Origin of the sequence: Pseudomonas sp. OTU5201 (genome assembly GCF_038440135.1) — a bacterium.
Taxonomy (GTDB): domain Bacteria; phylum Pseudomonadota; class Gammaproteobacteria; order Pseudomonadales; family Pseudomonadaceae; genus Metapseudomonas; species Metapseudomonas resinovorans.
The window spans coordinates 42,068-62,762 of sequence record NZ_JASATC010000032.1 but is presented as its reverse complement, the minus strand read 5'-3'; the positions used below and the strand labels follow the sequence as shown (position 1 = coordinate 62,762).

General features: G+C 61.0%; 25 protein-coding genes and 1 tRNA gene. 20 read left to right on the top strand and 6 right to left on the bottom strand.

Annotated features, from left to right (window positions below; translation table 11 throughout):
• Positions 1-24: 24 nt before the first annotated feature.
• Entirely contained in the window at positions 25-798 is a 774-nt protein-coding gene (locus AAHM40_RS19350; protein WP_342246077.1) for an enoyl-CoA hydratase, read from the top strand.
• 127 nt (positions 799-925) lie between these two features.
• Here the strand turns inward: AAHM40_RS19350 and pyk are convergent, their stop codons facing one another.
• Positions 926-2,377, bottom strand: coding sequence for a pyruvate kinase (gene pyk, locus AAHM40_RS19345; RefSeq protein ID WP_342246076.1), 1,452 nt, complete (start codon positions 2,375-2,377; stop codon positions 926-928).
• Between the two features lie 110 nt (positions 2,378-2,487).
• On the bottom strand, positions 2,488-3,291 hold the full coding sequence (locus tag AAHM40_RS19340) for a tetratricopeptide repeat protein (RefSeq protein ID WP_342246075.1): 804 nt from the start codon (positions 3,289-3,291) through the stop codon (positions 2,488-2,490).
• Positions 3,292-3,460: 169 nt separating this feature from the next.
• On the opposite strand from AAHM40_RS19340, the gene AAHM40_RS19335 reads away from it, so the two are divergent.
• The 3 genes from AAHM40_RS19335 (at position 3,461) to AAHM40_RS19325 (ending at position 4,753) form a co-directional block, all read left to right on the top strand.
• Complete coding sequence (locus AAHM40_RS19335; RefSeq protein ID WP_342246074.1) at positions 3,461-3,826, top strand: tetratricopeptide repeat protein; 366 nt, start codon at positions 3,461-3,463, stop codon at positions 3,824-3,826.
• 84 nt (positions 3,827-3,910) lie between these two features.
• Positions 3,911-4,333 (top strand): DUF4124 domain-containing protein, encoded by a 423-nt coding sequence (locus AAHM40_RS19330; protein ID WP_342246073.1) that lies wholly within the window; start codon positions 3,911-3,913, stop codon positions 4,331-4,333.
• A 60-nt stretch (positions 4,334-4,393) separates the two neighbouring features.
• A complete protein-coding gene (locus AAHM40_RS19325; protein WP_028628671.1) occupies positions 4,394-4,753 on the top strand; it encodes a PilZ domain-containing protein in 360 nt (119 codons plus the stop codon).
• A gap of 100 nt (positions 4,754-4,853) precedes the next feature.
• Here AAHM40_RS19325 and AAHM40_RS19320 read toward each other — a convergent pair whose 3' ends face one another.
• The 3 genes from AAHM40_RS19320 to AAHM40_RS19310 all read right to left on the bottom strand — a co-directional run bounded on the left by AAHM40_RS19320 (position 4,854) and on the right by AAHM40_RS19310 (position 6,064).
• Positions 4,854-5,348: an RDD family protein gene (locus AAHM40_RS19320; RefSeq protein ID WP_342246072.1), complete on the bottom strand. Its 495-nt coding sequence runs from the start codon at positions 5,346-5,348 to the stop codon at positions 4,854-4,856.
• Between the two features lie 105 nt (positions 5,349-5,453).
• Positions 5,454-5,666: a cold-shock protein gene (locus AAHM40_RS19315; protein ID WP_016491057.1), complete on the bottom strand. Its 213-nt coding sequence runs from the start codon at positions 5,664-5,666 to the stop codon at positions 5,454-5,456.
• Positions 5,667-5,978: 312 nt separating this feature from the next.
• A tRNA-Leu gene (locus tag AAHM40_RS19310) sits at positions 5,979-6,064 on the bottom strand.
• Positions 6,065-6,173: 109 nt separating this feature from the next.
• Here AAHM40_RS19310 and queA point away from each other — a divergent pair.
• From queA to AAHM40_RS19280, 6 genes are all read left to right on the top strand, one after another.
• Positions 6,174-7,223 carry a tRNA preQ1(34) S-adenosylmethionine ribosyltransferase-isomerase QueA gene (gene queA / locus AAHM40_RS19305; protein ID WP_342246071.1) on the top strand — a complete coding sequence of 350 codons (1,050 nt, stop codon included), beginning with the start codon at positions 6,174-6,176 and terminating at the stop codon, positions 7,221-7,223.
• 14 nt (positions 7,224-7,237) lie between these two features.
• Positions 7,238-8,353 carry a tRNA guanosine(34) transglycosylase Tgt gene (gene tgt, locus AAHM40_RS19300; RefSeq protein WP_342246089.1) on the top strand — a complete coding sequence of 372 codons (1,116 nt, stop codon included), beginning with the start codon at positions 7,238-7,240 and terminating at the stop codon, positions 8,351-8,353.
• Between the two features lie 57 nt (positions 8,354-8,410).
• On the top strand, positions 8,411-8,752 hold the full coding sequence (gene yajC / locus AAHM40_RS19295) for a preprotein translocase subunit YajC (RefSeq protein ID WP_028628667.1): 342 nt from the start codon (positions 8,411-8,413) through the stop codon (positions 8,750-8,752).
• 63 nt (positions 8,753-8,815) lie between these two features.
• Positions 8,816-10,678 carry a protein translocase subunit SecD gene (secD, locus tag AAHM40_RS19290; RefSeq protein WP_342246070.1) on the top strand — a complete coding sequence of 621 codons (1,863 nt, stop codon included), beginning with the start codon at positions 8,816-8,818 and terminating at the stop codon, positions 10,676-10,678.
• An 8-nt stretch (positions 10,679-10,686) separates the two neighbouring features.
• Positions 10,687-11,601 (top strand): protein translocase subunit SecF, encoded by a 915-nt coding sequence (secF, locus tag AAHM40_RS19285; protein WP_028628665.1) that lies wholly within the window; start codon positions 10,687-10,689, stop codon positions 11,599-11,601.
• A gap of 179 nt (positions 11,602-11,780) precedes the next feature.
• Positions 11,781-12,365, top strand: coding sequence for a glycine zipper 2TM domain-containing protein (locus AAHM40_RS19280; protein WP_342246069.1), 585 nt, complete (start codon positions 11,781-11,783; stop codon positions 12,363-12,365).
• A gap of 62 nt (positions 12,366-12,427) precedes the next feature.
• Here the strand turns inward: AAHM40_RS19280 and suhB are convergent, their stop codons facing one another.
• Entirely contained in the window at positions 12,428-13,243 is an 816-nt protein-coding gene (gene suhB / locus AAHM40_RS19275) for a type III secretion system regulator SuhB (protein WP_342246068.1), read from the bottom strand.
• A 151-nt stretch (positions 13,244-13,394) separates the two neighbouring features.
• On the opposite strand from suhB, the gene trmJ reads away from it, so the two are divergent.
• From trmJ to iscX, 10 genes are all read left to right on the top strand, one after another.
• Positions 13,395-14,168 (top strand): tRNA (cytosine(32)/uridine(32)-2'-O)-methyltransferase TrmJ, encoded by a 774-nt coding sequence (gene trmJ / locus AAHM40_RS19270; RefSeq protein WP_342246067.1) that lies wholly within the window; start codon positions 13,395-13,397, stop codon positions 14,166-14,168.
• The gene (gene cysE, locus AAHM40_RS19265) at positions 14,168-14,944 is read left to right on the top strand and encodes a serine O-acetyltransferase (protein ID WP_342246066.1); all 777 of its coding nucleotides are present in this window, start codon (positions 14,168-14,170) and stop codon (positions 14,942-14,944) included. Before trmJ ends, cysE begins: the two co-directional genes overlap by 1 nt.
• Positions 14,945-15,130: 186 nt before the next feature.
• Positions 15,131-15,628: a Fe-S cluster assembly transcriptional regulator IscR gene (gene iscR, locus AAHM40_RS19260; RefSeq protein WP_342246065.1), complete on the top strand. Its 498-nt coding sequence runs from the start codon at positions 15,131-15,133 to the stop codon at positions 15,626-15,628.
• 49 nt (positions 15,629-15,677) lie between these two features.
• Positions 15,678-16,892: an IscS subfamily cysteine desulfurase gene (locus tag AAHM40_RS19255; protein WP_028628660.1), complete on the top strand. Its 1,215-nt coding sequence runs from the start codon at positions 15,678-15,680 to the stop codon at positions 16,890-16,892.
• 30 nt (positions 16,893-16,922) lie between these two features.
• A complete protein-coding gene (iscU, locus tag AAHM40_RS19250; RefSeq protein WP_342246064.1) occupies positions 16,923-17,309 on the top strand; it encodes a Fe-S cluster assembly scaffold IscU in 387 nt (128 codons plus the stop codon).
• Positions 17,310-17,334: 25 nt separating this feature from the next.
• Positions 17,335-17,658: an iron-sulfur cluster assembly protein IscA gene (gene iscA, locus AAHM40_RS19245; protein WP_028628658.1), complete on the top strand. Its 324-nt coding sequence runs from the start codon at positions 17,335-17,337 to the stop codon at positions 17,656-17,658.
• 7 nt (positions 17,659-17,665) lie between these two features.
• Positions 17,666-18,187 carry a co-chaperone HscB gene (gene hscB, locus AAHM40_RS19240; protein ID WP_342246063.1) on the top strand — a complete coding sequence of 174 codons (522 nt, stop codon included), beginning with the start codon at positions 17,666-17,668 and terminating at the stop codon, positions 18,185-18,187.
• 47 nt (positions 18,188-18,234) lie between these two features.
• A complete protein-coding gene (hscA, locus tag AAHM40_RS19235) occupies positions 18,235-20,094 on the top strand; it encodes a Fe-S protein assembly chaperone HscA (RefSeq protein ID WP_342246062.1) in 1,860 nt (619 codons plus the stop codon).
• 7 nt (positions 20,095-20,101) lie between these two features.
• Positions 20,102-20,440: an ISC system 2Fe-2S type ferredoxin gene (gene fdx / locus AAHM40_RS19230; protein ID WP_028628655.1), complete on the top strand. Its 339-nt coding sequence runs from the start codon at positions 20,102-20,104 to the stop codon at positions 20,438-20,440.
• 2 nt (positions 20,441-20,442) lie between these two features.
• Positions 20,443-20,643: a Fe-S cluster assembly protein IscX gene (gene iscX, locus AAHM40_RS19225; protein WP_028628654.1), complete on the top strand. Its 201-nt coding sequence runs from the start codon at positions 20,443-20,445 to the stop codon at positions 20,641-20,643.
• The last annotated feature ends 52 nt before the right edge of the window (positions 20,644-20,695 follow it).

Below are 20,695 nucleotides of genomic sequence, written 5' to 3'. Positions count from 1 at the left end.
GCACTAGAACATCGAGGACTTCCCATGAGCGAGCATATTCTGGTCGAGCGCGAGCAGGGCCTGCTGACGCTGCGCATGAACCGCCCAGACAAGAAGAACGCCCTGACCCGCGCCATGTATAGCCGCATGGCCGAGGTGCTGGATGAGGCGCGGGAGGACCGCGAGGTGCGCGCGGTATTGATCGCCGGCAGCGAAGAGTGCTTCACCAGCGGCAATGATATCGTCGACTTCCTTCAGGAGCCGCCGACCGGGATGAACAGCCCGGTGTTCCAGTTCATGCGCGCGCTCTTCGACTTCCCCAAACCGGTCGTGGCGGCCGTGAGCGGTCCGGCGGTAGGCATCGGCACCACCCTGCTGCTGCACTGCGATCTGGTCTATGTGAGTCGCGACGCCAAACTGAAGATGCCCTTCGTCAACCTTGGCCTGTGCCCCGAGTTCGGCTCCAGCCTGATCCTGCCGCGCCTGCTCGGTCATGCGAAGGCTGCGGAGCTGCTGCTGCTCGGTGAGGGCTTCACAGGTGAACAGGCTGCCAACTGGGGCATTGCCAATGCCGCCCTGGCGAACGGTACCGAGACCCTGGCCCGTGCTCGCGACGCTGCGCTGCGGTTCCTCGACCTGGCACCCTCGGCATTGGCTGTGAGCAAACGCTTGATGCAGGCCCCGGGCCGCGACGAGCTTCGCCGGGTGATAGCCGAGGAGGGCGAGCTGTTCAGCCAGCGCCTGCGTTCGCCGGAAGCAGTAGAGGCGCTGTCGGCCTTCACCCAGCGGCGCAAGCCGGATTTTTCGAAGTTCGTGTGAGTCGACGCAGCAGGGGCGAATTGATCTTGTAGGGGCGAATTCATTCGCCCCTACAGGGATTTTTACGCTATCCCCAAACAAGAAAGCCGCCCCGAAGGGCGGCTTTTTCGTTCCAGGCCAGGCCAGGTCAGACCAGCAGGTCGCCGACGTGGAGGATCTTCATGGTGTTGGTGCCGCCCTGGGTGGTGTAGCTGTCACCCTTGGTCAGGATCACCCAGTCACCCTTGGTGACCACGCCGCGTTGCAGCAGTTCGTCCACGGCCATCTGGCTGACCTTCTCCGGCGGCAGTGCGGCGGCGTCGAAGGGGATGGTTTCCACGCCACGGAACAGGGCCACGCGGGCTTGGGTTTCGCGGTGCGGGGAGTACGCGTAGATCGGTACCGAGGAACGGATGCGCGACATGATCAGCGGGGTGTAGCCACTTTCGGTCAGGCAGATGATGGCCTTGATACCGGGGAAGTGGTTGGCGGCGTACATGGATGCCAGGGCAATGCTTTCGTCGCAGCGTTCGAAGGTCTTGCCAATACGGTGGCTGGAGCGGCGGGTATCCGGGTGCTTCTCGGCGCCCTGGCAGATGCGCGCCATGGCCTGCACGGCTTCGAGCGGGTACTCGCCAGCGGCGCTTTCTGCCGACAGCATCACGGCGTCGGTGTAGTCGAGCACGGCGTTGGCTACGTCCGAGACTTCCGCTCGGGTCGGCATCGGGCTGTGGATCATCGACTCCATCATCTGGGTCGCGGTGATCACGGCTTTGTTGTAGCGGCGGGCGTGCAGGATGATCTTCTTCTGGATACCCACCAGTTCGGCGTCGCCGATTTCCACGCCGAGGTCACCACGGGCCACCATCACGGCGTCGCTGGCGCGGATCAGGCCGTCCAAGGCTTCATCGTCGGCCACTGCTTCGGCGCGTTCGATCTTGGCCACCAGCCAGGCCTTGCTTCCGGCTTCGTCGCGCAGGCGGCGGGCCAGTTCCATGTCGGCGGCGTCACGGGGGAAGGACACCGCCAGGTAGTCCAGTTCCATTTCCGCGGCCAGCTTGATGTCAGCCTTGTCCTTGGCGGTCAGGGCCGGAGCGGTCAGGCCGCCGCCACGGCGGTTGATGCCCTTGTGGTCGGACAGGGGGCCGCCGATGAGTACGCGGCACTGCAGCTCATCGGCGCTGGTGGATTCCACGCGCATCACCACGCGGCCGTCGTCCAGCAGCAGTTCGTCGCCGACGCCGCAGTCCTTGATCAGGTCCGGGTAGTCGATGCCCACCACGTCCTGGTTGCCGGCGTCACGCGGGTGGGTGACGGAGAAGCGGAAACTGTCGCCTTCCTTCAGTTCGATGCGCTTGCTGGCGAATTTGGCGATGCGGATCTTCGGACCTTGCAGGTCGCCGAGCAGGGCGACGAAGCGGCCGTGCTTGGCGGCCAGCTCGCGGACCAGGCGGGCGCGTGCCTTGTGTTCCTCGGGGCTGCCATGGGAGAAGTTCAGGCGGGCGACGTTCAACCCGGCGATGATCAGTTGCTCCAGGACCTCCGGGGAGTTGCTGGCCGGGCCGAGGGTGGCGACGATTTTGGTACGGCGGAAAGGCATGCGAAGACTCCATTTTTCAAGCAGAGCCCGAGGCTACTACGCGGAAAAACTGTAGTCATTGTTCGTTTTCACTACCCGCTGAATTGTTTCAGGTAGCCCGCCGGACGGCTTCAGGGATGGTCCTGGTTAAGGGCCTGATCAAGATGGCGCGAGGCCTTGCTGGCCAGGTCGCTGTCAGGGAACTGCACCAGCAGCCGACGGAAGTAGCCGATGGCCTTGTCACGGTTAGCGTGCGGGTTGTCCGGTGCCAGGTACATCAGGCCCAACTGGTAGAGCGCTTTCTGCTTGATGTCCGGTTGCACGTGCGCGTCGGACAGGGCCAGCAGGTAGAGCTCCTCGGCTTCGGCAACTCGATCCTTGAGCACGGCGCGGCGTGACAGCAGCGTCATGTCCGGATCCAGTCCTGCTTTGTAGAGGTCGAGGTTGCCGCTCGGCTGCCAGGTGGCGAGGAGTTCGCGCGAGGTCTTCTGCACAGGCTCCTTCGCTCGTTGGCGGATCACCAGAATGCGTGCTTCGGTGCGCTCGGCCGCGCGGCTGCTGGGGAATTCGTTGAGGACTCGTTCCAGGTAGGCCATCGCCTTGATGTCATCGCGTTGCTCGTTGAAACGGCTCATGTAGATCAGGCCGATCTGGTAGAGGGCAATGGCGCGAACGTCGTCGCTGAACTTGTCGTCGCGATAGCCGATCAGGTAGAGCTCTTCCGCCTCCGGACTCTTGGCATCTCGAATGGCCATGGCGCTATAAGTGAGCAGGTCGCCTTCTTCCTCCACGGCTGCGGCCATGCGCTTGCTCTTCATGGTCTTGTATTCCACCACTTCGTTGGTGGTGACCTGGGCGATGAAAAGCGGCGTGGTAGGAGAGCAGGCGCTCAGCAATACGCAGAGGGCGAGGAGGGCAGGGCGCTTGGAATGCATGGTGTGACCGGGGCCTTGGACGACCCACGCAGTCTAGCAGTGGCTGCTGGCCATCCGTGGCGCGCGCCCGCAAGTCCAATCGGAGGTTATGCTTCGTACTTCGTGATCGCCCGGCGGCCTGAAGATGCGGCGCTTTCGGCCGATATCCCGGTGGACGGAGGAACTACCCATGCGAACCCTGTTGATCCTGACCCTGCTTGCAGCCATGGTTGGCTGCACCCGCTGGTCCCTCGACTATCACCTGAACAACGCCTACCGCTCGTACGAAAGGGGCAATTGCGAGGACGTGATGCTCGAACTGTCCAAAGCCGAGCGCAAGAGCCGCTCCCGCCAATACCTGCAGCCGGAAATTTCCCTGCTGCGCGGCCAGTGCCTGGAACGCCAGAATCTGTTCGTCGATGCGGCGCAGACCTACCAGTTCATCATCGCGCGCTATCCCACCAGCGAGTACGCCTACCGGGCAAAGGCGCGCCTGGATACCTTGCAGCAACTTGGTCGGCTCGGCAGCAGCTCGGCCAGCGCCGCACCACTCTGACCTGAAAGTCGGCCGTCGGTCGTTGCTCGCTTGAGCTGCGATGGACCGCGACTAAGCTGAGCCTCTATCTGAGGAAACCTTGGAATGCGTTACCTGCTGTGCTGCTTGTTACTGGCTCCGGTCGCCGCCGATGCGGAAATCTACCGATGGACCGACGCCCAGGGGCAGGTTCATTTCAGCGAGACGCCACGAGAAGGTGCCAAGCCGGTTACGGTGAAGCCCCAGGTGATGGAGCGCGACCAACTGACTCGCGAGCGCGAGGCACGTACAGCGAAGTTCTACGACGCGCGCCGCCAGGAGCAGGCGGTCGCGGCTGGCCGGGCCGCGGAAGCGAGGGAGCAACAAGAGAAAAGGTGCAGCCAGCTACGCGAACAGCAGGGCCAGCTGAGTAATGGTGGTCCCTTCTATCGTCTCGACGAGCGAGGTGAGCGTCAGTACTACACTGATGAACAGATCGAGACCTTCCGTCGCAAACTGGCAGAGAGCGTGGCCAGCGGCTGTTATTGAAGGTTGGTCCGTGACGGCAACGGGTTCATACTGAAATGCCATCAATAGCGATTTGATATCATGCCTACCAAGCGCCATATCGAACGCCATCAGTTGCCTTACTACCTGAAGGTGTTCAATCGCATTACCGACAAACCCATGGGCTACCTGGGCAACGTCTCCATGGACGGGCTGATGTTGATCAGTCAGCTACCCATGTTGGTGGGCGCACGCTTCGACATGCGACTGAAGATTCCTGGCAAGGACGGGCAGCTGCATTTCATTGATTTCTACGCCAACTGTCAGTGGTGCCATGAGGATGTAACGCCCGGACACTATGACTCCGGTTTCTCTCTGGTAGCCCCGCCGTCGGAATACGCCGACCTCATTGATGCCCTGCGTTTCTATTTCAGCTTTCGCCCTTTGGCCGCCTCGGCCTGAATCCGTCTGAACGAAGGTCTCCCGCCCGCACTCGGGATTGGCTTGTTTCGACACACGCAAGAACAAAGCCGGCATTTCGCCGGCTTTGTTCTTGCGGTCGTCATTTCTTGTGTGTGCCCTTGGGAAGGCGGACCACCTGAGTCTCGGAGTAGATATCGTGCCAGGTGCGCTTATCCTTATCCCACAGGCTCCAGAAGAAGCCCAACCCCAGCGTCAGCCAGGAACCGATCGCAATCACGAAGCGCAGCAGTGCCTGCCACAGGCTAATAGCTGAGCCGTCCTTGTTCTGCACGCGGATGCTCCAGACCTGCATGCCGAGGGTCTGGCCAGTGTGGGTCCAGAACTTGGCGAAGAAGCCGAACAGGCTGAAGACGACAAGCGTGGCAAGCAGGGGGTCGCCAGAAAGCCCACCCGCCTCGGCAAGTTGCCTCATCTGGGCTTCCCCGTGAATCAGGATGCGTATTGATTGGTAGGCAAAACCTACAACCAGGATCAGTGCTACGCAGAGCAGGAAGTCGTAGAAGATCGCAGCGAAGCGGCGAGCCAGCCCGGCGGTGGGGAAATCGCCCTGGGGGCGCAGCTGATGTTTCGGCATTGCGAACTCTTGGCGTATTGAGGGCGCGCCATTCTAACAGCCGATCAGCGGGCACAAAAAAGCCCCTGATGTTTCCATCAGGGGCTTTTCGGCGAAAAGCTCAGATCAGTTAACGACCTGGACCTTGTCAGCCTGCATGCCTTTCTGGCCTTGAACGGCTTCGAAGGTAACCTTCTGGCCTTCTTTCAGGCTACGGAAGCCGGAGCCTTCGATAGCGCGGAAGTGAACGAACAGATCCGGGCCGCTTTCCGGGGTGATGAAACCAAAACCTTTCTCGTCGTTGAACCATTTGACGGTGCCGGTTTGACGATTCGACATATCTTTTTCCTTGAAACTGAAGTTGATGACAGCCTGCTGTTCACTCACGAGCCAGAAGGGCTGGAACTGGTTGCAAAGAGGTAAGAGAAGTCGAGCGGGATGTAGCGGATCTGGTGATCTACCGCATCAGGTCACGATTCAACAGCGACCCATGCAAACACAGTTGCCCAACTCTACGTAAGTTTTAAGGAATTGCCAATCCCCGTAAGTCCAATCTTTACAGGCGGTTGATCGGGCCTCGGACAAGCGGGAAGTAGAGGGGATATTGAGGGGATATAGAGGGGAAAGCCTGGAGAAGGCTTGAAGATATCGTGGTGCCCCGGGAGAGACTCGAACTCTCACTCTGTCGCCAGAAACGGATTTTGAATCCGCCGCGTCTACCATTCCGCCACCGAGGCACGATGGGCGCGCAGTATAGGGATGCGCTCTGAGGCGGTCAATCCGTCTCCGTGGTCAGGAACGGCCATTTCCTGTACTATTTGCGCCCCTGCGATACGACCCCCCACCATGCGCGTAGCCGACTTTCATTTCGAGCTCCCCGAAGCTCTGATTGCCCGTCATCCCCTGGCCGAACGCCGAGCCAGCCGCCTTCTCGTGCTGGACGGTGACACGGGCTCCCTTAGCCATCGCCGCTTTGCCGATCTGCTGGAATACCTGCGTCCCGGCGACCTGATGGTGTTCAACAACACCCGGGTGATTCCCGCACGACTGTTCGGCCAGAAGGCCTCCGGCGGCAAGCTGGAGATCCTCGTCGAGCGTGTGCTGGATAGCCACCGTGTGCTCGCCCATGTGCGTTCAAGCAAATCGCCCAAGCCCGGCTCGACCCTGCTGATCGACGGTGGCGGTGAAGCCGAGATGCTCGCCCGTCATGATGCGCTTTTCGAACTTCGGTTCGCCGAAGAAGTGCTGCCATTGTTGGAGCGGGTCGGCCACATGCCGCTGCCGCCTTATATAGACAGGCCTGACGACGACGCGGATCGCGAACGCTATCAGACTGTTTATGCCCGACATGCTGGTGCCGTTGCCGCACCTACTGCCGGGTTGCACTTCGATCAGGCGCTGCTGGAGGCCATTGCCGCCAAAGGCGTGGATAGCGCATTCGTCACCCTGCATGTCGGGGCGGGCACTTTCCAGCCAGTACGGGTGGAACGCATCGAAGACCATCACATGCATCACGAGTGGCTTGAGGTTGGTCAGGATGTGGTGGACGCAGTGGCGGCTTGCCGCGCCCGTGGTGGTCGGGTGATCGCCGTCGGCACTACCAGTGTGCGCTCCCTGGAGAGCGCCGCACAGGATGGTCAGCTCAAGGCCTTCAGCGGCGACACCGACATCTTTTTGTACCCAGGCCGTTCTTTTCATGTAGTCGATGCCCTGGTCACCAACTTCCATTTGCCCGAATCCACCCTGCTGATGTTGGTCTCGGCCTTCGCCGGCTACCCGGAAACCATGGCTGCCTATGGCGCCGCGGTGGAGGAGGGCTACCGATTCTTCAGTTACGGTGATGCGATGTTCATCACCCGCAATCCCGCCCCGCGCGGACCCGAGGACCAAGCATGACGCGCACCTGCCGGATGAACTTCGAGTTGCTGGCCACCGACGGCAAGGCCCGTCGCGGCCGCCTGACCTTCCCCCGGGGCGTCGTCGAGACACCTGCCTTCATGCCTGTAGGAACCTACGGCACCGTGAAGGGAATGTTGCCGCGCGATATCGAAGGAATCGGCGCGCAAATTATCCTGGGCAACACGTTCCATCTCTGGCTGCGGCCGGGCATGGAGGTCATCAAACGACACGGTGACCTGCACGATTTCATGCAATGGCAGGGGCCGATCCTCACTGACTCAGGCGGCTTCCAGGTGTTCAGTCTGGGGGCGATGCGCAAGATCAAGGAGGAGGGCGTGACCTTTGCCTCTCCGGTGGATGGTGCCAAAGTATTCATGGGGCCCGAAGAGTCCATGCAGGTGCAGCGTGACCTCGGCTCGGACATCGTGATGATCTTCGACGAGTGCACGCCGTATCCGGCAGACTTCGACACCGCAAAACGCTCCATGGAGTTGTCGTTGCGCTGGGCAAAACGCTCCAAAGCCGCCCACGGCGAGAGCACCGCAGCGCTGTTCGGCATCGTCCAGGGTGGCATGCACGAGGAGCTACGCATGCGCTCCCTTGAGGGGCTCAGCGAGATCGGTTTTGACGGCCTGGCAATCGGCGGACTGTCGGTGGGTGAGCCAAAGGAAGAAATGATTCGTGTGCTGGATTATCTGCCCGGCCAGATGCCGGCGGACAAACCGCGCTACCTGATGGGGGTCGGCAAGCCGGAAGACCTGGTGGAGGGCGTGCGTCGCGGGGTGGATATGTTCGATTGCGTGATGCCGACCCGTAACGCGCGCAATGGCCACCTGTTCATCGACACCGGCGTGCTGAAAATTCGCAATTCGGTGCACAAGCATGATGAGTCCCCGCTGGACCCGACCTGCGACTGTTACACCTGCAAACACTTCTCCCGCGCCTATCTGCACCATCTGGACAAATGCGGCGAAATGCTCGGCAGCATGTTGAATACAATCCACAACTTGCGGCATTACCAGCGCCTGATGGCTGGTTTGCGCGAGGCTATCCAACAGGGTAAATTGGCCGCCTTTGTCGATGCCTTCTATGCCAAGCGCGGACTACCGACTCCGCCCCTGGACTGATAAAGCCGCAGATTTCCAGAACGATTACTTTCCAAATTTCCGTAACAGGAGTGCTAAATGAGCTTTCTGATTCCCGCCGCCTATGCCGACGCCGCTGCACCGGCCGCCGCTGCAGGTCCCGCCGGTACTGGTTTCGAGTGGGTTTTCCTGATCGGCTTCCTGGTCATCTTCTACCTGATGATCTGGCGTCCCCAGGCCAAACGCGCCAAAGAGCACAAAAACCTCCTGGGCAGCTTGCAGAAGGGTGACGAAGTGGTCACCTCCGGCGGCATCGCCGGCAAGGTCACGAAGGTCACTGATGACTTCGTGGTCATCGAAGTCTCTGATAGCGTCGAGCTGAAGTTCCAGAAGGCGGCTATTGCGGCGACCCTGCCGAAGGGCACCCTGAAAGCCATCTAAAGGGTTAATGGATCAACACCGACGGGGCGCCAACTGGCGCCCCGCGTCATAACGGGCGGAGTCATGCTCAACAAGTACCCACTGTGGAAATATCTGCTGATCCTGGCGGTGCTGGCGATCGGCCTGGTTTATTCCGCGCCCAATCTCTATCCGGATGACCCGGCGATCCAGATCAGCGGTACCAGTACCGCGCTGAAGATCCAGCAATCGGATCTGGACAAGGCTGCTGAGGCCCTCAAACAATCCGGCATCGAACTCAAATCCGCCAGCGTCAGCGCGACTGGTGGCCTGTTGCGCCTGACCAAGCTGGGAGATCAACTGCCCGCTAAGGACGTGGTGCGCAAGGCTCTTGGTGATGATTACGTAGTCGCCCTGAACCTGGCTCCGACCACGCCGGACTGGCTGCGCAAGCTCGGCGCCGCGCCGATGAAGCTGGGGTTGGACCTCTCCGGTGGCGTGCACTTCCTGTTGGAAGTGGACATGGAGAAAGCGGTCACTGCGCGTCTGAAGATATACGAAGGCGAAGTCCGCACCCTGCTGCGCAAGGAACGTGTCCGCTACCGCAGTCTGCCGGCCCAGGAAAATGGCTTCCAGCTTGGCTTCTCCGATCAGGAGTCCTTGGACAAGGCCCGGTCGCTGATTCGCAAGAGCTTTACCGATTTCGATATGGCTACCACAGAGCGTGGTGGTCAGCAGGTCCTGCAGCTGACCCTGACCCAGGCCAAGCTGGCAGAGATTCGTGAATACTCCATCAAGCAGAACCTGACCACCGTCCGCAACCGCGTTAACGAGCTGGGTGTGGCTGAGCCGATCGTGCAGCGCCAGGGCGCCAACCGCATCGTCGTTGAGCTCCCGGGCGTACAAGACACCGCCGAAGCCAAGCGTATCCTCGGCAAGACCGCAAACCTCGAGTTCCGTTTGGCTGCTGAGCCGACCGCCAGCAAGGCCTCCACCGAATCCTTTGAGTTCCGTGAGCCGGGTCGTCCGCCCGTACCGCTGGAGCGGGGCTTGATTATCACCGGCGACCAGGTTACCGACGCCCAGGCCAGTTATGACGAGAACGGTCGCCCTCAGGTGAACATCCGTCTTGACGGTCACGGCGGCGATTTGATGAGTCGTGCTACCCGCAACAACGTGGGGCGCAGCATGGCGGTGATCTTCATCGAACAGCGTCCGGTTACCCGTTACGTGACCCAGGACGTCGATGGCGTCCAGAAGGAAGTAGCGGTACAGAGTTTCAAGGAAGAGAAGAAGATCATCAGTCTGGCGACCATTCAGTCGCCGCTGGGTAGCCAGTTCCGTATCACTGGTCTGGACGGCCAGGGCGAGTCGTCCGAGCTGGCCCTGCTGCTGCGCGCAGGTGGTCTGGCTGCGCCGATGTACTTCGCAGAAGAACGCACCATTGGCCCGAGCCTGGGTGCCGAGAACATTGTCAAAGGCATCGAGTCCACTGAGTGGGCGATGGTCTTCGTATCGTTGTTCATCATGGCTATCTACCGCTTCTTCGGGTTGTTGGCCACCATCGCCCTGGCATTCAACCTGGTGCTGCTGGTTGGGCTAATGTCGGTGATCGGTGCAACCCTGACCTTGCCGGGTATTGCCGGTATCGTGCTGACCCTGGGTATGGCGGTAGACGCCAACGTGCTGATCTATTCGCGGATTCGTGAGGAGCTCGCGAACGGACTGTCGGTGCAGCGCGCGATCCATGAAGGCTTCGATCGCGCCTACTCGGCGATCATCGACAGTAACCTCACCACCCTGCTGGTGGGCGGCATCCTGTTCGCCCTCGGCACCGGTCCGATCAAGGGCTTCGCCGTGACCATGTCGCTGGGGATCATCACTTCGATGTTCACCGCCATCATGTTCACCCGTGGCCTGGTCAACCTGATCTTCGGTGGCCGCAACTTCAAGAAACTGTGGATTTGAGGCCTGTCATGATCAAGTCAACCATTCGTTTCATGGCGATACGCAACGTTGCGTTCGCCATTACTGTGATCATCAGCCTGATCGGTATTGGCAGCCTGTTCGCCAAGGGCCTGAACTTCGGCTTGGACTTTACTGGCGGTACGCTGATCGAGTTGTCCTATGAGCAGCCGGCGAATCTCGAACTGATCAAGCGAGAGCTTGGTGAGGCGGGCTTCGAGGATGCAGTGGTGCAGAGTTTCGGTGCGTCCACGGACGTGCTGGTGCGCCTGGCTGGTGATGATCCGCAACTGGGCAACAAGATTGCCGATGCCTTGCGCAAGGTGGATGCCGAGAGCAAGTTCGAGCTAAAACGTGTGGAGTTCGTCGGGCCCCAGGTGGGTGAAGAACTGCGTGACCAGGGTGGCCTGGCTATGCTTTTGGCACTGGGCGGCATCCTGCTGTACCTGGCCTTCCGCTTCCAATGGAAGTTTGGTGTGGGCGCGGTGGCCTCGTTGATCCACGACGTGATCGTCACGTTGGGGATCCTGGCATTCTTCCAGGTACCCTTTGACCTCACCGTGCTGGCTGCGGTCCTGGCGATGATCGGCTACTCGCTGAACGACACCATCATCATCTTCGACCGTATCCGCGAAAACTTCCGCGTGCTGCGCCGGGCTGACCTGATCGAGAACATCGACGTGTCCTGCACCCAGACGCTGCTGCGGACAATCGCCACTTCGATGTCCACCGCGCTGGCGCTGTTCGCCCTGCTGATCTTCGGCGGCGATAGCCTGCATGGTTTTGCGCTGTCGCTGCTGGTTGGTGTTGTGGTGGGTACCTACTCCTCCATCTACATCAGTGCTCCAGTGTTGATCTGGCTGGGGCTGTCCTCGGAAGACTTGATCCCGCCGGCGAACACCGCCGAGGTGGACGATCGTCCCTGAGGTGAGCAAGCTCCATGTATAGGGCCCGGCACTTGCCGGGCCTTGTCATTTCTGATGTATGAGACTGTCGTCCCATTTATCGGAATAATCCTGCGTGATCGGGAACTCGACTTGGTTTCCTTTATCCAAGGCAGGGAGCAGGGCATGCAGGCCCGTTATGGAAGAGTCAGGAGGTTCATGTGAACAAGTCGATGCTAATCGGTACTGTTTTGGGTGCGGTTGGCGTGACTGCCGGCGGCGCTGTGGCCACTTACAGTCTGGTGGGCAATAGCGGCCCGGAGTATGCCGAAGTGCTCGCTGTCCAGCCGATCAATGAAACCGTGAAGACGCCGCGTGAGGTCTGCAACGATGTGGCAGTGACTCGCCAGCGCCCGGTCAAGGATCAGCACCAGATCGCCGGTACCGTCCTTGGTGCGGTGGCAGGTGGCCTGCTGGGTAACCAGGTTGGTGGTGGCTCGGGCAAGAAGATCGCGACCGTCGCTGGTGCGGTGGGTGGTGGCTATGCCGGCAACAAGGTGCAGGAGCATATGCAGGAAGGTGACACCTATACCACCACAGAAACCCGCTGCAAGACTGTAACCGACACCAGCGAAAAGCTGGTGGGCTATGACGTGAAGTATCAATTCGACGGCAAGGTCGGCCAGGTGCGCATGGATCATGATCCGGGCCGGCAGATTCCGGTCACTAAGGAAGGTCAGTTGATCCTGGGGCGGGCGGGTGGTGACATCCAGCCTCAGGGCGGTGGTGCGGGCGTGCAGCAGTAAGGTGCTTCCAGATAACAAAAAACCCGGCCGAGGCCGGGTTTTTTGTGTTGCGTGAAACGCGATCAGCGCTTCAGCGAAGGCGGTAGGTGTGGCTGGATGGCGGTCAGCACTGCCTTGAAGCATTTGGTATTGCCTGCGACCACATGGCCTTTCTCGAGGAAGTCGTGGCCGCCGGTGAAGTCACTCACTAGCCCGCCGGCTTCCTGCACCAGCAGGGCGCCCGCTGCCATATCCCACTCGGACAGGCCGAACTCCCAGAAGGCGTCGAAGCGACCAGCTGCAACATAGGCCAGGTCCAGGCTGGCGGAGCCGGCGCGGCGGATGCCGGCGGTCTGGCCTACCAGGCTGCGGAACATGCCCAGGTAGTTGTCGAGATTGTCGATCTGGCTATCGCGGAAGGGGAAGCCGGTGCCGAGCAGGGCGCCTTCCAGGCTCTTGCGCGGGCTGACGCGCAGGCGGCGGCCGTTGAGGGCGGCGCCACGACCGCGGCTCGCGGTGAACTCTTCCTGACGGACCGGGTCCAGGATGACGGCGTGTTCCAAGCGGCCCTTGTATTTGCAGGCGATGCTAACGGCAAAGTGCGGAACACCGCGGATGAAGTTGGTGGTGCCATCCAGGGGGTCGATGATCCACAAGTAGTCCGCGCCTTCGCCCTTGCCTTCCAGCAGGCCGCCTTCCTCGCCGAGGATGCTGTGGTTCGGGTAGGCCTTGCGCAGGGCGTGCACGATAGCCAGTTCTGCAGCGCGATCGACCTCGGTGACGTAGTCCTTGGCGTCCTTCTCGTTGACGGAGATAACGTCCAGGCGCTCAATCGAGCGGAAAATCAGTTCACCGGCGCTGCGAGCGGCGCGCAGGGCGATATTCAGCATAGGCTGCATGGGGAGTTCACCTGGGTCGTTAAAGAAGAAAGCCGCACATGGTAGCAGAAAAAGCTGCGGGCAGGCAGGGGAGGCAGCGTGATTCGTGGCGTTGCGTCGGGGTGTCCGGTAAGATTCTGCTCCTTTGAAGTTCGGCTGAGAGGCTAGAGCGTTGCTGCAGAACATTCGCGTGGTGCTGGTCAATACCAGCCATCCCGGCAATATCGGTGGTGCCGCCCGCGCCATGAAGAACATGGGCCTGTCGAAGCTGGTGCTGGTCGATCCTGAGGATTTTCCGAGTCCGGAAGCTCGTGCTCGCGCATCCGGTGCTGATGACATTCTGGATGGTGCCCAGGTGGTTGGTACCCTCGAAGAGGCGCTGGTGGGTTGCAGTCTGGTGGTTGGCACCAGTGCCCGAGATCGTCGCATACCCTGGCCGCTGCTAGATCCGCGCGAGTGTGGCAAGACGTCCGTTGAGCAGATGCAGGTCGGTGGTGAGGTCGCCCTTGTATTCGGTCGTGAGTATGCGGGTCTTACCAATGAGGAGCTGCAGCGCTGCCAGTACCATGTGCACATTCCCTCGAATCCGGAGTTCTCTTCGCTGAATCTGGCGGCCGCCGTGCAGGTGCTGGTCTATGAAGTGCGCATGGCCTGGCTGGAGCAGGAAGGGCTGCCGAGCAAGGTCGAGAAGGTGGAAACCACAGCCATGCTCAATGCTCAGCCGGTCACCGTTGATGAGCTTGAGCGTTACTACGAACATCTGGAAAGCACCCTGGTGGAGATCGGCTTCCTCGATCCCGAGAAGCCCCGGCACCTAATGTCCAGGCTGCGTCGGCTATATGGGCGCAGTGGTATCAGCAAGCTGGAAATGAACATCCTGCGCGGCATCCTGACGGAGACCCAGAAAGCCGCGCGGGGCGATGAAAGCAAGCGGAGTGACAAGTGATGTTCGACAGCATTCGAGAAGACATTCAAAGCGTATTCCACCGCGATCCGGCTGCACGCAATGCCTTCGAAGTGCTCACTTGTTATCCAGGGTTGCACGCCATCTGGTTGCATCGCGCAGCCCATGCTTTGTGGATCGCCGGCTGGAAGTGGCTGGCGCGCCTGGTGTCGAACTTCAGTCGCTGGCTGACCGGCATCGAGATTCATCCAGGGGCGAAGATTGGTCGTCGCTTCTTCATTGACCATGGCATGGGAATCGTCATTGGTGAGACTGCCGAGATCGGCAGCGATGTCACCCTTTACCAGGGCGTGACGCTGGGTGGTACCAGTTGGAACCAGGGTAAGCGCCACCCGACGCTGGAAGACGGCGTAGTAGTGGGGGCGGGTGCCAAGGTGCTCGGTCCCTTCACGGTGGGTGCTGGCGCGAAAATCGGCTCCAATGCCGTTGTGACGAAGTCGGTGCCAGCCGGCGCCACTGCGGTGGGTATTCCCGGTCGGATCATCGTCAAGGCTGATCCGGAGCAGGAAGCCAAGCGCCAGGCCATTGCTGAGCGCTTCGGCTTCGATGCCTATGGCCTCGGCCAGGACATGCCCGACCCCGTAGCTCGCGCCATCGGCCAGTTGCTGGATCATGTGCAGGCGGTGGATGAGCGCCTGGATGGCATGTGCAAGGCGCTGACCGCGCTGGGTAGCGACTACTGCGCCAAGGCGCTGCCGGAACTGCGTGACGAGGACTTTGCTGGCGTCAAGGATGAAGAACGCAAGTCGGTCGGCTGAGCTGCATGCATTCGACCTTGCTCCGGCAGCCGAGGTCGGATTATTAGGGTGCTAACGGGGTGTGCCTCTGATATCATCCACGCCCCTGCAAGATGTAATTCCGACTGATTTGATCAGGCTTATAGTTGACTTAAATAGTCGGGAATTGCATACTCGCTGCATTCCAGCGATCCCGTGGTACTCACCATGCGACTGACCACCAAAGGCCGTTACGCCGTCACCGCCATGCTCGACCTGGCGCTGCATGCGCAGCACGGGCCGGTGTCTCTGGCGGATATTTCCGAGCGGCAGGGTATTTCTCTGTCCTATCTCGAGCAGCTTTTCGCCAAGCTCCGTCGCGGCAATCTGGTCAGCAGTGTGCGAGGTCCGGGGGGTGGTTACCAGCTTTCCCGTGATATGCACGGCATTCATGTCGCCCAAGTAATAGACGCGGTCAACGAGTCGGTAGATGCCACCCGTTGCCAGGGGCTGGGCGATTGCCACTCCGGCGATACCTGCCTCACCCACCACCTCTGGTGTGATCTGAGTCTGCAGATCCATGAGTTCCTCAGCGGCATCAGTCTGGCCGATCTGGTCAACCGTCGCGAGGTGCAAGAGGTCGCTCTGCGGCAGGATCAACGCCGCTGTGGAAGCAATGGCAGGATGCCGCACCTCGATAAGATTGAAGCGTCCGCCATCGATTGAGCAGGGCGCCGGCCCGTAATTGGCCCCGATACCTGATAGGAGAGCCCCGATGAAATTGCCGATTTACCTCGACTACTCCGCCACTACGCCGGTGGACCCGCGCGTCGCTCAGAAGATGAGCGATTGCCTGCTGGTGGACGGCAACTTCGGCAACCCGGCGTCGCGTTCCCACGTGTTCGGCTGGAAGGCAGAAGAGGCGGTGGAGAACGCCCGTCGTCAGGTGGCAGAGCTGGTCAACGCTGATCCGCGAGAAATCGTCTGGACGTCCGGTGCTACCGAGTCCGACAACCTTGCCATCAAGGGCGTGGCGCACTTCTATAGCGGCAAGGGCAAGCACATCATCACCTCAAAGATCGAGCACAAGGCGGTGCTGGACACCACCCGCCAGCTTGAGCGCGAAGGCTTTGAGGTGACTTATCTCGAGCCGGGCGAAGATGGTCTGATTACCCCAGCCATGGTCGAGGCCGCTCTGCGTGACGACACCATCCTCGTCTCCGTCATGCATGTGAACAATGAAATCGGCACCATCAACGACATCGCTGCCATCGGCGAGCTGACCCGTGCCCGCGGCATCCTCTTCCATGTCGATGCCGCCCAGTCCACTGGCAAGGTGGAGATCGATCTGGAGAAACTGAAGGTCGACCTGATGTCTTTCTCGGCGCACAAGACCTATGGCCCGAAAGGCATCGGCGCGCTCTACGTCCGCCGTAAGCCACGTGTACGCCTGGAAGCCATGATGCACGGTGGTGGCCATGAGCGCGGCATGCGTTCCGGCACCCTGGCAACCCATCAGATCGTCGGCATGGGTGAAGCTTTCCACATCGCCAAGCAAGAGATGGCCGCCGAGCGCGTGCGTATCAAGGCGTTGGCAGATCGTTTCTGGGCTCAGATCGACGGCATGGAAGAGCTCTACCTGAACGGTAGTGCCACTGCTCGCGTGCCGCACAACATGAACGTCAGCTTCAACTACGTCGAAGGCGAGTCGTTGATCATGGCGCTCAAGGACCTTGCGGTCTCCTCCGGTTCCGCTTGCACCTCGGCTTCCCTTGAGCCGTCCTACGTGCTGCGCGCCTTGGGCCGCAATGACGAGCTGGCGCACAGCTCCATTCGCTTCACTTTCGGTCGTTTCACCACCGCAGAGGAAGTGGACTATGCCGCTGCCAAGGTGCGCGAAGCGGTCAGCAAGCTCCGTGAACTGTCCCCACTGTGGGATATGTATAAAGAGGGCGTCGACCTGTCCCAGGTCGAATGGCAGGCGCACTGACGCCACCCTGATGAGTGAGGAATAGTTACCATGGCATACAGCGACAAGGTCATCGATCACTACGAAAACCCGCGTAACGTCGGCAAGCTCGACGCCGAGGACCCCGATGTGGGTACTGGCATGGTCGGCGCGCCGGCCTGCGGCGACGTGATGCGTCTGCAGATCAAGGTCAACGAGCAGGGCGTGATCGAAGACGCCAAATTCAAGACCTACGGCTGCGGTTCCGCCATCGCTTCCAGCTCCCTCGCCACCGAGTGGATGAAGGGCAAGACCCTGGACGAGGCGGCGGCCATCAAGAACACCACCATCGCCGAAGAACTGGCTCTTCCTCCAGTGAAGATTCACTGCTCGGTGTTGGCTGAGGACGCTATCAAGGCGGCCGTCCACGACTACAAGCAGAAGAAGGGTCTGCTCTAAGCGCTCGAACGAGTAAGGAGTTGCAATGGCCATCAGCATGACTGAGTCTGCCGCCCGTCACGTACAGCGTTCCATTGAGGGGCGCGGCAAGGGTGAAGGTATCCGTCTGGGGGTGCGTACGACTGGCTGCTCCGGTCTCGCCTATGTGCTGGAGTTCGTCGACGAGCTGACCGCGGATGACATGGTCTTCGAGAGTCACGGCGTCAAGGTGATCATCGATCCCAAGAGTCTGACCTACCTTGACGGGACCGAGCTGGACTTCGTTCGCGAAGGGCTCAACGAGGGCTTCAAGTTCAATAACCCGAACGTACGTGGCGAATGCGGCTGCGGCGAGAGCTTCAACGTCTGAGGCGTGTGTGGGAACTCCCTGTCATTTCGCTCTGTTCGACCTGAAGCCGGGTCATCGACTGGATCTCGACCAGCTTGCGGCGCGTTACCGCGAGTTGGCTCGTACCGTCCATCCTGATCGTTTCGCTGATGCTTCCGAGCGCGAACAGCGCTTGGCGCTGGAGCGTGCAGCCCAGCTCAACGATGCTTACCAGACGCTCAAGAGTGCGCCGCGGCGGGCGTTGTACCTGCTGGCGCTGAAGGGGCGAGAGCTTCCGCTTGAGGTGACGGTGCAGGATCCACAGTTCCTGCTACAGCAGATGCAGTGGCGCGAAGAGCTGGAGGACTTGCACGACAGTGCTGACCTGGAGGGCGTTGGCGCCTTCAAGCGCCGGCTAAAGATTGCCCAGGCCGAGTTGGATGGTGATTTCGCTGAGTGTTGGGATGACCCTGCTCGCCGCGAAGAGGCCGAGCGCCTGGTGCGTCGCATGCAGTTCCTCGACAAGCTGACCCACGAAGTGCGCCAACTGGAAGAGCGCCTCGACGATTAACCCGCGATGCCGTCTTGGTTGCCGGTACGCCTGATAAATAGACAAGCATGGCCCTACTGCAGATCGCCGAACCCGGACTGAGCCCCCAGCCGCACCAGCGCCGCCTGGCGGTGGGAATCGACCTGGGTACTACCAACTCGCTGGTCGCTGCTGTGCGCAGCGGTGTTGCCGAGCCCCTGCCGGATTCCGACGGGCAGGTCATCCTGCCATCCGCGGTCCGCTATCACGCAGACCGCGTCGAAGTCGGTCGCAGTGCCAAGCAAGCTGCGTCCAGCGACCCGCTGAATACCATCATTTCGGTCAAGCGCTTCATGGGGCGTGGCCTGGAAGACGTGAAGCAACTCGGTGAGCAATTGCCGTACCGCTTCGTTGGTGGCGAATCGCACATGCCTTTCATCGAGACTGTCCAGGGCGCCAAGAGCCCGGTGGAAGTTTCGGCTGACATTCTCAAAACCCTGCGGCAGCGCGCCGAGCAGACCCTTGGGGGCGAGTTGGTGGGTGCCGTGATCACCGTGCCCGCCTACTTTGACGAGGCCCAGCGCCAGGCCACCAAGGACGCCGCGCGCCTTGCAGGTCTCAATGTGCTGCGCCTGCTCAATGAGCCGACCGCCGCTGCAGTAGCCTATGGCTTGGATAAGCATGCCGAAGGCGTGATCGCCATCTATGACCTGGGTGGCGGCACTTTCGATATTTCCATCTTGCGCCTGACTCGCGGCGTGTTTGAGGTCATGGCCACTGGTGGCGACAGCGCCCTGGGCGGCGACGACTTCGATCACGCCATCGCCGGCTGGATGGTCCAGCAGGCCGGCCTCTCCTCCGATCTTGATCCGGGTGCCCAACGCAGCCTGCTGCGGGCCGCCTGCGATGCCAAAGAGGCGCTGACTGATTCGGACAGTGTCGAGCTCGCCTATGGCGACTGGTGCGGTATCTTGACTCGTGAGTGCTTCGACGCCCTGATCGAGCCCATGGTGGCTCGTAGCCTCAAAGCCTGCCGTCGCGCCGTGCGTGACGCCGGTATCGAGCAAGATGAAGTCGAGGCCGTGGTCATGGTGGGTGGATCCACCCGCGTGCCGCGTGTGCGGGAGGCTGTGGCCGAGATGTTTGGTCGCCAGCCGTTGACTGACATCGATCCTGACCAGGTCGTGGCTATCGGAGCTGCTGTGCAGGCCGATACCCTGGCGGGCAACAAGCGCGGCGAAGAGCTGCTGCTGCTGGATGTGATTCCCCTGTCGCTCGGCCTGGAAACCATGGGTGGGCTGATGGAGAAGGTAATCCCGCGCAACACCACCATTCCGGTGGCGCGTGCCCAGGACTTCACTACTTATAAAGATGGCCAGACGGCCATGATGATTCACGTGCTCCAGGGTGAGCGCGAGCTGATCAAGGACTGCCGTTCTCTGGCGCGCTTCGAGCTCCGTGGCATTCCGCCCATGGTGGCGGGGGCGGCGAAGATTCGCGTGACGTTCCAGGTGGATGCCGATGGCCTGTTGGGCGTTACCGCTCGCGAGCTTGCCTCGGGCGTCGAGGCGAGCATCCAGGTCAAGCCGTCGTACGGCCTGACCGATGGCGAGATCTCCCGCATGTTGCAGGACTCCTTCCAGTACGCTGGCGAGGACAAGAATGCGCGAGCCCTGCGCGAGCAGCAGGTCGAGGCCGAGCGCCTGCTGGAGGCCGTTCAGGCCGCCCTGGATGCCGATGGCGAGCGCCTGCTGGATGATGCCGAGCGCGTCGCGATCCTGGATAGCATGCAAACCCTGCGCGAGCTGGCGATCGGCGCTGATGTCGTCGCCATCGAAGCGCAAGTCAAGCGCCTGTCCCAGGTGACTGATGCCTTCGCTGCGCGTCGTATGGATGCCGCCGTCAAGACCGCGCTGGCTGGCCGCCGACTCAATGAAATCGAGGATTGACCCAGAAATGCCGCAGATCATCTTCCTGCCTCACGCCGAGCATTGCCCCGAGGGTGCCGTGATCGAGGCGCAGCCGGGTGAAAGTATCCTGGATGCCGCACTGCGTAGTGGCATCGATATCGAGCACGCCTGCGAGAAGTCCTGCGCCTGCACCACGTGCCACGTAGTGGTGCGCGAGGGCTTCAACTCCATGGAGGCTTCCGACGAACTGGAAGACGACATGCTGGACAAGGCCTGGGGCCTGGAGCCAAATTCCCGTCTGTCCTGCCAGGCGCTCGTCGCCGAAGCGGACTTGGTGGTGGAGATCCCGAAATACACCATCAACCAGGTTTCCGAGGGGCATTGAGCATGAGCTTGAAATGGACCGACGTGCTGGAAATCGCCATCCAGCTCGCTGAAGCCAAGCCGGACGTCGACCCGCGCTATGTCAATTTCGTCGACTTGCATAACTGGGTCCTGGCCCTGCCGGAGTTTTCCGACGACCCGCACCGTGGCGGGGAGAAGGTGCTCGAGGCCATCCAGGCTGCCTGGATCGAGGAAGCCGACTGATCGGCTCTCCACCTCCGGGTTCCGGCCCTACGCATTTCCCCCTAACCCGCGT

Coding starts and splice junctions, on each gene's coding strand:
- AAHM40_RS19350 (WP_342246077.1), top strand. CDS start 25: ATGAGCGAGCATATTCTGGTCGAGCGCGAGCAGGGCCTGCTGACGCTG.
- pyk (WP_342246076.1), bottom strand. CDS start 2,377: ATGCCTTTCCGCCGTACCAAAATCGTCGCCACCCTCGGCCCGGCCAGC.
- AAHM40_RS19340 (WP_342246075.1), bottom strand. CDS start 3,291: ATGCATTCCAAGCGCCCTGCCCTCCTCGCCCTCTGCGTATTGCTGAGC.
- AAHM40_RS19335 (WP_342246074.1), top strand. CDS start 3,461: ATGCGAACCCTGTTGATCCTGACCCTGCTTGCAGCCATGGTTGGCTGC.
- AAHM40_RS19330 (WP_342246073.1), top strand. CDS start 3,911: ATGCGTTACCTGCTGTGCTGCTTGTTACTGGCTCCGGTCGCCGCCGAT.
- AAHM40_RS19325 (WP_028628671.1), top strand. CDS start 4,394: ATGCCTACCAAGCGCCATATCGAACGCCATCAGTTGCCTTACTACCTG.
- AAHM40_RS19320 (WP_342246072.1), bottom strand. CDS start 5,348: ATGCCGAAACATCAGCTGCGCCCCCAGGGCGATTTCCCCACCGCCGGG.
- AAHM40_RS19315 (WP_016491057.1), bottom strand. CDS start 5,666: ATGTCGAATCGTCAAACCGGCACCGTCAAATGGTTCAACGACGAGAAA.
- queA (WP_342246071.1), top strand. CDS start 6,174: ATGCGCGTAGCCGACTTTCATTTCGAGCTCCCCGAAGCTCTGATTGCC.
- tgt (WP_342246089.1), top strand. CDS start 7,238: ATGAACTTCGAGTTGCTGGCCACCGACGGCAAGGCCCGTCGCGGCCGC.
- yajC (WP_028628667.1), top strand. CDS start 8,411: ATGAGCTTTCTGATTCCCGCCGCCTATGCCGACGCCGCTGCACCGGCC.
- secD (WP_342246070.1), top strand. CDS start 8,816: ATGCTCAACAAGTACCCACTGTGGAAATATCTGCTGATCCTGGCGGTG.
- secF (WP_028628665.1), top strand. CDS start 10,687: ATGATCAAGTCAACCATTCGTTTCATGGCGATACGCAACGTTGCGTTC.
- suhB (WP_342246068.1), bottom strand. CDS start 13,243: ATGCAGCCTATGCTGAATATCGCCCTGCGCGCCGCTCGCAGCGCCGGT.
- cysE (WP_342246066.1), top strand. CDS start 14,168: ATGTTCGACAGCATTCGAGAAGACATTCAAAGCGTATTCCACCGCGAT.
- iscR (WP_342246065.1), top strand. CDS start 15,131: ATGCGACTGACCACCAAAGGCCGTTACGCCGTCACCGCCATGCTCGAC.
- AAHM40_RS19255 (WP_028628660.1), top strand. CDS start 15,678: ATGAAATTGCCGATTTACCTCGACTACTCCGCCACTACGCCGGTGGAC.
- iscU (WP_342246064.1), top strand. CDS start 16,923: ATGGCATACAGCGACAAGGTCATCGATCACTACGAAAACCCGCGTAAC.
- iscA (WP_028628658.1), top strand. CDS start 17,335: ATGGCCATCAGCATGACTGAGTCTGCCGCCCGTCACGTACAGCGTTCC.
- hscA (WP_342246062.1), top strand. CDS start 18,235: ATGGCCCTACTGCAGATCGCCGAACCCGGACTGAGCCCCCAGCCGCAC.
- fdx (WP_028628655.1), top strand. CDS start 20,102: ATGCCGCAGATCATCTTCCTGCCTCACGCCGAGCATTGCCCCGAGGGT.
- iscX (WP_028628654.1), top strand. CDS start 20,443: ATGAGCTTGAAATGGACCGACGTGCTGGAAATCGCCATCCAGCTCGCT.